General features: G+C 65.1%; 12 protein-coding genes. 6 read left to right on the forward strand and 6 right to left on the reverse strand.

Annotation, left to right across the window (positions count from 1 at the left end; genetic code table 11):
* The first annotated feature begins 84 nt into the window (after window positions 1–84).
* The 3 genes from ACFV4K_RS01015 to ACFV4K_RS01025 all read left to right on the forward strand — a co-directional run bounded on the left by ACFV4K_RS01015 (window position 85) and on the right by ACFV4K_RS01025 (window position 3,557).
* The gene (locus tag ACFV4K_RS01015) at window positions 85–852 is read left to right on the forward strand and encodes an ABC transporter ATP-binding protein (protein ID WP_379271030.1); all 768 of its coding nucleotides are present in this window, start codon (window positions 85–87) and stop codon (window positions 850–852) included.
* Complete coding sequence (locus ACFV4K_RS01020; protein ID WP_379271031.1) at window positions 849–3,194, forward strand: ABC transporter permease; 2,346 nt, start codon at window positions 849–851, stop codon at window positions 3,192–3,194. The genes ACFV4K_RS01015 and ACFV4K_RS01020 overlap by 4 nt, the downstream gene beginning before the upstream one ends.
* Window positions 3,195–3,281: 87 nt before the next feature.
* The gene (locus ACFV4K_RS01025; protein WP_379271033.1) at window positions 3,282–3,557 is read left to right on the forward strand and encodes a hypothetical protein; all 276 of its coding nucleotides are present in this window, start codon (window positions 3,282–3,284) and stop codon (window positions 3,555–3,557) included.
* Between the two features lie 39 nt (window positions 3,558–3,596).
* On the opposite strand, the gene ACFV4K_RS01030 is transcribed toward ACFV4K_RS01025, so the two are convergent.
* Both ACFV4K_RS01030 and ACFV4K_RS01035 read right to left on the reverse strand, forming a co-directional pair.
* Window positions 3,597–5,237: an ABC transporter permease subunit gene (locus tag ACFV4K_RS01030; protein ID WP_379271035.1), complete on the reverse strand. Its 1,641-nt coding sequence runs from the start codon at window positions 5,235–5,237 to the stop codon at window positions 3,597–3,599.
* On the reverse strand, window positions 5,197–6,141 hold the full coding sequence (locus tag ACFV4K_RS01035) for an ATP-binding cassette domain-containing protein (protein WP_379271037.1): 945 nt from the start codon (window positions 6,139–6,141) through the stop codon (window positions 5,197–5,199). Before ACFV4K_RS01035 ends, ACFV4K_RS01030 begins: the two co-directional genes overlap by 41 nt.
* Before the next feature lie 966 nt (window positions 6,142–7,107).
* Between ACFV4K_RS01035 and ACFV4K_RS01040 the strand changes: the two genes are divergently transcribed.
* Window positions 7,108–7,818 (forward strand): histidine phosphatase family protein, encoded by a 711-nt coding sequence (locus tag ACFV4K_RS01040; protein WP_379271053.1) that lies wholly within the window; start codon window positions 7,108–7,110, stop codon window positions 7,816–7,818.
* A gap of 712 nt (window positions 7,819–8,530) precedes the next feature.
* Here ACFV4K_RS01040 and ACFV4K_RS01045 read toward each other — a convergent pair.
* The 4 genes from ACFV4K_RS01045 to ACFV4K_RS01060 are packed head-to-tail and all read right to left on the reverse strand — an operon-like array spanning window position 8,531 to window position 10,774.
* Window positions 8,531–9,025, reverse strand: coding sequence for a hypothetical protein (locus ACFV4K_RS01045; protein ID WP_379271038.1), 495 nt, complete (start codon window positions 9,023–9,025; stop codon window positions 8,531–8,533).
* A gap of 47 nt (window positions 9,026–9,072) precedes the next feature.
* Window positions 9,073–10,281, reverse strand: a complete 1,209-nt coding sequence (locus ACFV4K_RS01050; protein ID WP_379271040.1) for a DUF6973 domain-containing protein — start codon at window positions 10,279–10,281, stop codon at window positions 9,073–9,075.
* 1 nt (window position 10,282) lies between these two features.
* Window positions 10,283–10,570 (reverse strand): hypothetical protein, encoded by a 288-nt coding sequence (locus ACFV4K_RS01055; RefSeq protein ID WP_379271042.1) that lies wholly within the window; start codon window positions 10,568–10,570, stop codon window positions 10,283–10,285.
* A 3-nt stretch (window positions 10,571–10,573) separates the two neighbouring features.
* Complete coding sequence (locus ACFV4K_RS01060; protein WP_379271044.1) at window positions 10,574–10,774, reverse strand: hypothetical protein; 201 nt, start codon at window positions 10,772–10,774, stop codon at window positions 10,574–10,576.
* 325 nt (window positions 10,775–11,099) lie between these two features.
* Between ACFV4K_RS01060 and ACFV4K_RS01065 the strand changes: the two genes are divergently transcribed.
* Window positions 11,100–11,987: an IS5 family transposase gene (locus ACFV4K_RS01065; protein ID WP_379271054.1), complete on the forward strand. Its 888-nt coding sequence runs from the start codon at window positions 11,100–11,102 to the stop codon at window positions 11,985–11,987.
* Between the two features lie 50 nt (window positions 11,988–12,037).
* On the forward strand, window positions 12,038–12,355 hold a 318-nt coding region (locus tag ACFV4K_RS01070; protein WP_379271045.1), incomplete at its 3' end, for a hypothetical protein.

Raw genomic sequence — 12,355 nt, forward strand, 5'->3', positions numbered from 1 at the left:
GGTCAACGCTCCTGCCCTTGGGCGCCGTCAGTCTGTGACAACCGACCCTTCCGCTGTCGGGTGCCAAGCGGTGACGCTGGGTTGATGAGCCGGCACACGCATGTCGATCCCCTGCTCGCCGCCGAAGCCGCCGCGGCGTCCGGTGCTCCCGCACTGCGGATGACCGGGGTCGGGAAGACCTACGGGTCCGGTCCCGGGCAGGTGGTCGCACTGCACGGTGTGGATCTGGAGGTACGCCCCGGCGAGTTCGTGGTGCTGCTTGGTCCGTCGGGATCGGGCAAGACCACGCTGCTGAACCTGGTGGGCGGCATCGAGGAGCCCTCGGCCGGTCTCATCGAAGTCGCCGGCGTGGATATCGGCGCGCTGAAGGACAGGCAGCGCACCGCGTTTCGACGGGATCGGGTCGGGTTCGTCTTCCAGTTCTTCAATCTCGTCCCGACCCTGACCGCACAGGAGAACGTGGAGGTCCTGGCGGAGTTGACCGGGCCGAACGCCGCCGCACGCAGTCGTGGCGCGCTCGAACTGGTCGGGGTCGGTGATGTCGCCGACCGGTTTCCGGGTCAGCTCTCGGGTGGCCAGCAGCAGCGGGTCGCCATCGCGCGGGCGATCGTGAAGGAACCGCCGCTGCTGCTGTGCGACGAACCCACCGGCAGTCTCGACCTCACCACGGGCCGACAGGTGCTGGGTGTGCTGCGCGAGCTTGCACGGGAGGGCCATCACACGGTTCTGCTCGTGACCCACAATTCCGAGATCGCCCGCATGGCCGATCGCGTGGTGTGGTTGCGGTCCGGTGCGATCAGCAGTTCGCAGACCGTGGCACATCCGGTCGAGGCATCGGAGTTGCAGTGGTGAGCCGGGTGCTGCTGCGCAAATTGCGCCGCGACCTGCGGCGGCAACGCTGGCAGTTCCTGGCCATCGCCACGGTTCTGGCCATCGGTGTGGCCGCCTTCGTCGCGGCCACCGACGCCTACCGCAACCTCGACCAATCCTTCGCCCGCGCCTACAGCGAGCAGCGACTACCGGACGCGGTCATCTCCGGTCCCGGTGCCGCCCAACTGAGTTCGACACTCGAGCGGCTTCCCGGGCGAGCAGCCGTCGAGGTCCGCCATCAGAGCGAGGTCGGCATCCGCGTGCACGGGCGGGCATTCCTCGGACGCGCGATCGGCGTCCCGGAGGCGGACCAGCCCAGTGTTTCCCAGCTCGCGATGAAATCCGGCGCACTGCCGGCCGCAGGTCGGGTCGTGGTCGAACAGCACCTCGCCGACCACTACGGCCTGCAGCCGGGCGACAGCGTCGAGTTGCTGACCTCTCGTGGCTGGCAGACGGTTCCGGTGGCAGGTTCGGCGCTGTCGGCGGAGTATTTCTGGCCCGCCCGCTCCATCCAGGAAATCATGACCACTCCCGAGCACTTCGGCGTCGTGTTCGTTCCCGACGGCGACCTGGTCGCGAATCTGCCCGACCCGGTCGAACAGGTGGCGCTATACGCGCGCGATCGCGCGGCGGTCGGGGACCTGCTTCGAGCAGCCGAGCAGACGGCGCGAGAACACGGCCTTCAGCTCGTTCCGCGCGATCAGCAACCCTCATATCGGGCACTCCAAGATGATGTGGACGCGTTCGGAACCTTCGCCAACCTCCTGCCGTGGCTGTTCCTGACCGCTGCGGTGCTCGGGACCTACGTCCTGTTGTCACGCGTGGTCACCGCGCAGCGCGCGGTCATCGGGACCCTTGCCGCCAACGGGTTCTCCCCCGCCCGGCTGCGTCGGCACTACCTCGGCTACGGTCTGGCCTGCGCCCTGCTCGGCATCGTTCCCGGCCTCGCCGGGGGCTATCTACTCGGCGGCTGGATCACCACCCGCTATACCCAGGCGCTCGGACTGCCGCTGCACGTGACCGCACTGCATCCGCTCACCCTGCTCATCGCTTCCGCCGCCACGCTCGCCGCCGCCACTGTCGCGGCATGGGCGCCCGCGCGCGCCGCCGCTCGGATGCGACCCGCCGAGGCCATGCGGGTCGCCCCACCGGCGCGACGTGGAGGCCGCAGCCTCATCGAACGCCTGGTGCCGCCGCTGAAACGCGCACCCGCACGCTGGCGGATGACGCTGCGCGCCGTACTGCGCAATCGCCGCCGCGCCGTGTTCACCGTGACCGGTGTGGCCGTCGCGGTGAGCCTGGTGATGGTGTTCGCCGGACTGCGCGACACCGTCGCAACCCTCATCGACCGGCAGTACGGCCGAATCACGGTGCAGGACGCCGAAATCGCCACCACACCCGGCACCACCGATACGGTGCTGGCCCGCGTCCGGCAAGACCCCGACGTCACCGCGGCCGAGCCCATAGGCCGCTACGACATCGTGCTCTCAGCCGGCGAGCGACACTACGACACGCTGCTGATCAGCCTGCCGCCGACGACCCAGATGCACCGATTCAGCGCGAAGTCCGGCTCGAATCAATTGTCCGGCAATGGGTTGCTGCTCGGCTCCGGGCTGCATGACACACTGGGAGTATCGGTCGGAGACACCGTCGATGTCTCCGACACCGGGACAGGACAGCGTGTCTCCGCGCCGGTGGCCGGGTTCGTCGACGAGCCGTTGTCCCCGGTGGTCTACGTTTCTTCCGACCTTCTACGGCAAGCGATCGGACCCGTGCCCGACACGGGCGTGCTGGTGAAACTGCGCCCCGGTGTCACCGACGAGCAAGCCGTCTCCAGTCGGCTCACGGCGATACCCGGTGCGGTCGCGTACCTTTCCACGGCGACGCTCGCCTCGGCGATGCGGCAAGCGTTCGCCATGTACAACACGCTGGTCGGGATCATGCTGGTCTTCGCCGCGGTCATGGCGGCCGCGCTGCTGTTCAACGCGATGTCGGCCAATATCGGCGAACGCCTCGGTGAGCTCGGTACGCTGCGCGCGGCGGGCATGGGTTCCGGAATGCTGTCGCGCCTGATCGCCGCCGAGAACCTCGCCCTGGCCGTAGCCGGCATACCCGTCGGGGTGGGCTGTGGAATCCTGCTGGCCCGCTGGCTGATGTCCACCTACGAAAACCAAGGCGCCCACCTCGAACTCGCCATGCGCTCCCCGACCCCCACGCTCGTCGCTCTCGCAATCCTCCTCGCCGCGCTCATCGTTCAGCTCCCCGCACTGCACCGAGTGCGCGATCTGGACATCGCCCGCATCGTCCGCGAGCGCTCACTGTAGAACGACGATCGGGAAACCTCGGATATCGGTCATCGAAGGAGTTCGCGTGCCGCGCGATCGAATCCCGCTCGACGACAACTGATTCCGGTGACGAACGTCGGCACCACAGTCACTCCGCCCGCCGTCACCGAATGCCGAGCCGCGGCAGGTAGCCAGGTAGCCAGGGAATACCGCGGCTTCGCCGGTGTCGTCGCCCGTCCGCCCGACCTGCGGACCCGGCTGCTGGTCCGCCTGTTCGGTTGTCCCTTCGGCGACCTCCGCGATTGGACCGCGACAGCCACCTGGATCGATGACATCACCGCCTCGATCGGCAGAGCCCTGCCGACCACCCACTTCCCGGCTACCGGCAACCCCGGCGAGTAGAGCGCACGACACTGCAAGCCACGCCGCATCGGCGTGTCATCACGCCGCCGTCATAGCTCGGGTCGCGGTCGTTGCGGCGAGAGCGAATCCCGCTGCCGCCAAAGCCACCAGGAAAAGCGGCCCACCCCAAGGAGGAACCTCCAGATAGGGGTGGCCGATCGCGCCGAACAACGACAACCTGGTGATCCAGGATGGCCAGGCGAACATCGGCACCAACAGCGCCAGCAGGTAGGACAGGCCGAGTACGATCGCCAGTCCCCCAACGGCGTAGCGCGGAATCCAGGTGACGAGCCAGGCGGACACCGTGCCCAGCGCAGCGGCCAGCAGCAGCGCGCTGAGAGCGACTCGGATCGTCCCGGTGGCGTCGAGGCCGACATCGACGACCGTCGCCCCGATCAGCAGCCCGGCCAGAGTGGCGGCTGTCAGGGTCGCCGTTCCGGCGAGCAGGGTGATCAGCCGTTGCCCGATGAGCGCGCTGCGGGGCAGTGGTGTCGACAGCAGCATGGCCGTGCGGCCCTGTTCGAGGTCACCGACCCAGCCCGCGGCCTGAGTGACGACATAACCGGCCACGATGGGACCGGTGAATTCGGAGACGAAGCCCAGGTATTGACTACCGGCGCTGAACCCGGGATCGACCTGCAGCATCCGCCGGGTGATATCGAACTTGTCCCACATGTCGATCACTTCGGGCTCCAGCCACGCCATCAACCCGAGCGCGACCGCCGCAGCCGCCGACCACACCATCAGACCGGAGCGCTCCCGCAGCAGGGCCGCCGACCACAACCGATTCAGTATCGGGCGCTGCACTCGCACAACAGTCTCCACGTGTCGGACCGGATGTGCCCGCAGCGAACTGCCGATGTCACGGTGCCCGAACAGCCACCCCGCGATCCCGGACAGCACTGCGGCCGACAGCAGCAGGCCGACCAGTGAGAACACATCGCACCCCGCACCCGGAACCAGCACACGACACCGCGCGAAGTAATAGAACGGCGAGACGAATCGCAGGATCACCAACGGCCCGAAGCGGTCCCACACATTCGTGTAGAGATACAGCGCCACCACGATGAGGGCCGCGGCCGCGCTCGCCGAGCGCGAGCTCACCCCCAGCTGCGCGACGACCGCACCGATTCCGTAACCGGCGAAAGCGCATACCGCCGTGGCGAATGCGATTCCGATCGAGCCTGCTGGATCCGGATCCCCGCCGACCGACATCGCCAGCGCCAGCCCGGCGCCGACGCCGAGCCCGATCAGCGCCAGCACCATCGCGAACCCGAGAGCGCGGTCGCGCACCAACTGTGCCCGTGTCCGCCCCGTGGCCAGGATCAGCTCGATAGAATGCCCCGCCTCGGCTCCGCGCACCGCAGTGACTCCCTGTACCGCCGCATACAGGGTGAGGAACAGCACCAGCAAGGTGACATTGTGATAGGTCAGGTAGCCGCCGAGGGTGTCGAGCCGGTCCGCGGGCCAGCGCAGCAGCCGCATGGCTTGCACACCCGCTTGCATGCTGTCGGCCATACCTTTGGGGCCGCCTGCGAACCGCTGCGTCTCACTGCGGAATCCGGCACCGATCGCGGTCATGGCGACCGCGCTGCCCAGTATCCAGCCGAGGATGCCGCGGCGGTGAACGCGGACGGTGTCAGCGGCCAGTCGCAGACTCGGGGGTGGTTTCGAACTCATGGAGGAACACCTCCTCCAGCGACAACTCGTGACTGTCCAGTTCGACCACACCGACCGTGGTCAAGACCTCCAGCAGCGGCCCGATCGAGCCCTGGACCGCACAGGTGAGCCGATCACCGGCAACCCGGGGATCAGCCACACCCGGGATATCGCGCAGCCGCACCGGATCCAGCGTTCCGGAAACGATCGCCTCGACACGATGGATCCGCTGGGCTCGCAACTCGTTCAGCGAACCGACCTTCCACACCCGACCGTCGCGGATCAGTCCGATACGGTCGCAGACCGATTCGACCTCCGAGAGCACATGCGAGGACAGCAGTACGGTCGCGCCGCCCGCGACGGCCTCGTTCAGCAGTTCGTGAAAGACTCTCTGCATCAAGGGATCCAGTCCCAGCGTCGGCTCGTCCAGGATCAACAGTTCGGGCCGATGCATGAAAGCTTGAATCAATCCGACCTTCTGCTTGTTGCCGTGGGACAGCTCGTCGTAGCGGCGGCCGAGATCCAAGCGCAGGCGTTCCGCGAGGGCCTGGAGGTAGTCCTCGTCCACACCGCCGCGCAGGCCCGCGAGCATGCCGAGCACGTAAGCCGCGGTGACCCGCGGCCATTGGACCAATTCACCGGGCAGGTAGCCGATCCTGCGTTTGATCTCCACGCTGTCGACGTGGGCGTCGAGCCCGAAGATCGTCGCGCTCCCCCGATCCGGACGGGCGAGGTCCATCAGCAGCCGGATCGTGGTGGTCTTCCCTGCGCCGTTGGGTCCGATGAAACCGAACGTCTCCCCGCGGTCGACGGTCAGATCGAGGTCGAAAACACCACGACCCGAGCCGAAATCCTTCGTCAGCCCCGTGCAGGCCACCAGCGGTTCGGTGGACGGGCGGGCATCGGTATCGGCGTCGGTGGTCATATCTCATCGTCACAAGCCGCGTCACCGACCGGCAGGGCACTTCGGCCCCGACCCGTGAGCCTCTCGCCACCGGCGACCGATGCCACTCGCCAGGCCACACCGACCGTGATCACGCTGATGTCAGGAGAGGCATCGCCGGCGCGTTGGTGCGCGGTCTGCGGCAGGCCGGATACACGGTCGAGCGCGTCCACACCGGGCGGGGTGGTGCACACCCGTGATGGTCGGGCGATCCTGATTCCCGACTGAGCTCCGCCGAGAAACAAGGGCTTCCGGGCGCGCCCCGTGGTCAATGCCTGACCTCTACGCCTGCAATCGACCCAAATCTGTACAACCGTCCAGGAACAATGGGTGAGCAACCCAGCGATCACGGTTCCATCCGTTCCGCCACATCCGCTGGTAGCAGTGCATTTCACCGCACGTCGGGCTCCAACGGCAGAGGAGATCCGGGATGATGCCAAATCCGTTGCCAAGAACCTCGACAAAGATTGAGGGCGGTCCTGAAAGCTACCGGCCAGGACCGCCCGCGTTCGTAGCGGGGACAGGATTTGAACTGCGACCTCTGGGTTATGAGCCAACAGGTTGCCGTCCCGCATATGCCGACAGGTAGCGCCACGTCCCATCCGCCCGTAACCAACCGCATCCGTGGGCAACGAAAGAAGATTCTGTTTCCAGGTCGTCACCACGGGGCGGAATGCCCTGCCCGCAATAGGGTTCGGGATCAGCGTGGGTTCGGGGCCGCGTGGGCCACGCTGCAGCCAGCACCTCCGCTACCGGTGGTTTCGTCTGCGCGCGGTCCGGTGCGCGAAGGATCCCGATGAATGGGATACCTCGTAGTCGATTCGGACAAATAGCTGCTTCTGTGAGACGCGACACCCCAATTCTTCGGCATACCTGAAGTGGCGTTCGCCACGATGAAAGGCATTCCCACCCATGCGAATCCGATCTCTTCGATCATTCATCGCGGTGATGGCGACCGCGGTCGCGGCCACAACCGCTACCACCGGCATCGCGTCCGCCGATATCGACTTCGGAAACTCCGGCAGCAGCTCCGGCAGCGGCAACCGCGAAATGACCATCACCCTGGTGCGCCACGCCGAATCCGCCGGTAACGTCTCCGGCCTGATCGACACCAAGGTGCCCGGACCCGACCTGACCGCACGCGGCCGGACACAGGCAGACAACTTGGCCCTCCAGTTGGCCGACAAGAAATACGACTGCGCCTTCGCGTCCAATATGGTGCGTACCGAGCAGACTGCGGCACCGACCGTCGCCAAGCACAACCTGAGCCTCAACATTCAGCCCGGTGTCCGGGAGATCGAGGCAGGCCAGTACGAGGGCACTCCGGAGGCCGAGGCGATGTCCGGGTACCTACAGGCGCCGCTCAAGTGGCTCTCCGGCGACCTGAACGCACGGATTCCAGGCTCCATCGACGGCAACGAGTTCGACAGCCGCGTCGATCAGGCACTGCTCGATGTGCAGCGCCGCAACTGCACCAACCCGGTGATCTTCTCGCACGGCGCCACCATCATGTTCTGGTCCATGCTGAACGCCGGCAACGCCGACAAGAGCAAACTCGGCACCGATCCGATGCGCAACGGCGGCCACGTCGTCCTCAAGGGCAGCCCGCAGAAGGGCTGGACGATTGTCGAATGGGTCGGCCACCCGGACCTCGGCTGATTCAGCCTTCCGCGCCCCGGATGTCACCGACACAATCGATGGCACCGGGGCGCAGTCGTATCTCCGCCCAGAGTCCCCATGGCAACATCGGCAACAGCCGTTGGTTCGTCGCGTCCCGACTCGAGCCTTAGCTGCTGGTTCGCTGGCGCTCTGAGATCTGCCTCGGCTCGACGCTGCACCCGCTGAACAATCCCCCGGACGGCCTTGTCGTCGATGAGATCTCGTCGTGCGAAAGATATTTTCTACCAGATGATTCGATGCAGTCGCTCCGTAAACCTGTTGCAGCACAACAGCACCTGCGTGCGAGTGGGCCCCACGAACTCCCTGTGACAGAACTTCATCCAGAACACCGAGTTGGCTGGCGGTGCCACGGCGACTCCACCGCAGCATTGTCATCTTGATCACCATCGTCGCTATCCCGCGCACCCTCGCGCCGGGAAGACCGCACCGCGCCGAGGTACAACACGCCCATACCGGAGGCCGCGATGCCCCCGTCGCCGCGATACCCGCAGCGACATCGAAGTCGCCGTAACTCATCAGAGCGAAACCCGTGAAAATCACCTCAGCAAGGGCCCGGGCAACCACTCGCCCCTGATGGTGTCCCACTCGGACGCCATCACGCACAACCTGATCTGGTTGGAAATGCCTACATTGCAAGGAGTTTCAGGATGATCGACGCCCATCCCACGCCATGATTGAGAACCGGAAAAGTCTACTGCGGCTTGAGTTTCGAACCGTAGTAGACCAGCACGGTCTCCTTGGTCACCACTGCACCTCGTACCATCAGAATCGGATCTTCACTGATCCGGTACCGGACGAATTGGACTGGTCGGTTGTCGCGGATGAACAGGTAGAACCCGTCCGACGGCCGGCCCGACATCACCGACGACGGCGGGAGGTTCTTCCAGCAGTATCCCGGCGTTTGAGCCCGAGAATTCAGTTCGGCCCGATCGGTATTCTCCCAGACGCTGACCATCCGGTCCCACTCGTCGGACCAAGCTGCAGTGTGCGCGATGTCCAACATGGAGATCGTCTGCATCTTTGCCCGTGCATCCAGAATCGTCTGATAGAGACGTTCACTGGATCCCAAAGGCTGATCACCGGTCCATGGACCGAAGTCAAAGGTGGCGCTGCAGTCTTTCGGCTCCTGCTTCCTCGCCGGACCATCCTGCGGGGCAAGAATTCCGCAAGCGGTTGCCAGAGTCATCAGAGCAGCCAAAACCCCAACACGAACAGACGTTTTCATCGCAGCCCTCATTTCGTCCCCGGTAGCGGAATGCCCACACCCGGGCCGACGATCGTTTGATCGGTCGGAGTGTCCCTGCTCCACGCGAGCTGTGGCGTCTTTCCCTCGGAACCGGTGCCCACGATGACGACAGCCTTACCGTTGTCGATCGCGTCCTGCACCCGCGCGCGGATCGTGGAGTCGTCCGCATTCTTGTCCTGCCCGATGTCACGACCGATCGAATTGTTGTAGAGATCCATCGCTTCACGAGCCGCGACGTTGCCGCCCGTCTTCTCATGCGCGGTGGTATACCGCTCGGTCCAGTCGGTACCGAACTCCTGCGTCATCCTTGCGTTCCAGTAGATATGGCGGGCAGCATCACCCTTCCCATCCTGCTCGGCCTGGCTGTACACCTCGGTGTATTTGTTGTGCTTGCCGAAATCTCCCGCAGCCATCTGAATCTTCAAGAACTTCACCTGTTCCCCAAGGCTCAGCTCATTGAGCACAGCAGCCTCTTCCGCGGTAACAAATTTCGGCTGGAACGTGGGATCGACATTGTCCCGAATGTACTGGAGCTGTGTCGCGTTGGGCCACATCACCCCGTCCTTGGTCGAATCAGGGGTTTGATACTTCTTGAGGATGTCCAGCAGGTCTTTGTCGGTATAGACGCCGGCCATCTCCGTTTTCACCGAATCGGCCAGCTTCTCGATGCATTGGGATACGCGCTCCGCGACCCGCTCATCCTCCTGTGCAACCGCCCAGAGCGCGTTCCTCAGCTTGAAGTCCAGGTTGTTGATTTCACTCTGCTTCAGGTAGAGGGAGACGATTCCCCAGGGTGGCGCGGCAGTTTCCCAGTTCGATACACGCGACTTGACCGAACCGTCATCCTCGTAGAACAGGTCGTAGTCTGAGTTCTGGACATCGGAGACCAGGTCACGGACCATATCGATCTTCTTCCCGATGGTGCCGCAGCCGTCCTGGATCGCCTTCGCCATTGCCACGTACACACCGGCGGTCGCTTCGCCGTCCGTGCGATACCCCTTCGAGAGGGTCCGGGCGCTGGCCCCGGCTTGCTCGCCGAACCATGGTTCAGCCTTCTGAACCTGATCGTCGGCGTCCGTCAGCTCCTGTTTCAACTTCTTGGCAGCCCGGCCAACGAGCTCCGCAACCTTGATCGGCTGCACCAGGTCCCATGAGAGCACCATCGATATGGTGAGGTTCTCTTCGTCGCCAGCCACGTCACCCCCCGAACTTCACGGCGTTGTCGTCGTCCATCTGATCCGCCTCTGCCGCAGCACCGTCTATCAAGTCGGCGAATGAGCGAAGTCGTTTGCCGTGTAAGTCGGTAACTCCGTCCATCGCTGTCAAGCACTCCTCGATGCGGACAGCGAAGACCGACTTCTTCATCTTGGGCCGTACGAGTTTCACCTCTTCACCGGCGACCGGCGTGAGAGCCTCGACCGCGTCCGCATGGCCGCGATGATCTCCGGCCATCCCGCGCATCCGCCCGGTATCGAACTCGACCATGGTTCAGATGCTCGACGTGTAGCGAACAGGCGCAAGGTCTTCCCAGTCGTCGCCCGGCGGTGGAGCCGTATTCGTGGCCCGCACGGATAGGCGGCTCTGGATCGCCTTGAAGACCTCGGCCCCGTTGGCTTTGGCCTCTTCGTAGGCGCGCCGATGCAATTCGACGATGACGGCGGCGAGCCGGCTGGGCTCAACGCTGGTCACGTGCGAGGAGAGGTGCAGGCGGTGATGGAACCGTAGGGGTTGGTTTCAACCATCACCGATCCGTCGGTGGTTTGCGCCCGTCCGCGTACCCGCGAGATCTCCGCGTCGATTCGCTCAGCGTGCTCGGCCATTTCTGCGTCACCACTCACAATGCCCCCCGGTTGTTCATAGCGTGACCCTACCAACGCGAAAGCGGACCGGAACCAATGGGTTCCGGGCCGCTTCTCAGACCGTGTCTCATGTCGTCGTGATTCGTTTACCGCGTATCGGATTCGATTGCGCGGCATGATTTCCGGCCGTGATCGACGAGTTGTCGCGTCGGCTGGTGCCGGACGAGTTGTGGGAGCTGGCCGAGCCGCTGCTACCGAAGTTCACCCCGCGAACCCAAGGAGGCGGCACCGCGCCAACCGATGAGCGGGCTGTGTTCACCGCCGTGGTGTACGTGCTGACCAGCGGTTGCGCGTGGCGACTGCTGCCGCCGTCGTTCGATGTCACCGTGCCCACCGCGCATCGCCGGTTCAGCGTATGGACCAAGGCTGGATTGTGGCGGCGCCTACATCGGGCGGTGCTCGACGAGTTGGGTAGCGAAGGCTTGATCGACTGGTCGCGGGCGGTGATCGACGCGGCGTCGGTGCGAGCGAAAAAAGGGGGCGATCTGACCGGCCCGAATCCGGTCGATCGCGGCAAATCCGGCTCGAAGATCCACGTTCTGTCCGACGGTGCGGGAATCCCTCTGGCCGTATGTGTTTCGGCCGCCAACACCACCGGCACAATCGATGGCACCGCGGCGCAGTCGTATCTCAGCCCAGAGTCCCCATGGCAACGAAGACTGCTGGAGCCCAAGGGCTGGAAGGTCTCCCAGGTGCCGAGGTCGAAGGTACCGCGACCGTGGTGCCCCCAGCTGAACACGAAAGCGGCCCGGAACCAGCTGGTTCCGGGCCGCTTCGAACTCGCCGCCGTACCGGATGGCGGCCCTCAGCGAGCACATCGCCGATATCACCCGACGGCGGCGCGTCCGATGCCACCACGACCGTGGACCTGGCCCTGCTCGGCCGCTATTACGAACGCTTCGCCGACCACGGCGCACTGGTCGGACCTTCTTCATGGTCACCAGCGAATACCCGAACCACAGAGCATGAACGGCCGCAAGGGCCTCACCACCTGGCGGCCCGCGGCGGCCATTCGTCTCTCGGACGCGCGGGATACTCGTTAATCTGTCTCACGGGTGCATCCCTCCGCGGAGGGGATTGTGGGAGGTGTCGCGTGGTCGTGGTTTTGGATACCGGTCTGCTTCCGGTGGGCGAGCGCATCGAGGCGGCACAGGATCTGCTGGCCGACACCGAGATTCCGTCGATCAACCAGTTCGAGGGGGTTGCCGGTCAACTGTGGCACCGGTTCGCCGTGCGGGAACTGGGCGCCGGCGTGCACGTGACGCAGGTCGTCGGCACCGGCATGAGAGTGCTGCGCGGCGCCAAGCAGTTGCGCACCGCCGCGCCCGAACGAGTCGGCATCGGTGTACAACTGGCCGGATCCAGTACTTTCTCGCACTGCGGCGCGGACCAGATCATTGCCGTCGGTGAG

The organism is Nocardia sp. NPDC059764, assembly GCF_042732555.1.
Taxonomy (GTDB): domain Bacteria; phylum Actinomycetota; class Actinomycetes; order Mycobacteriales; family Mycobacteriaceae; genus Nocardia.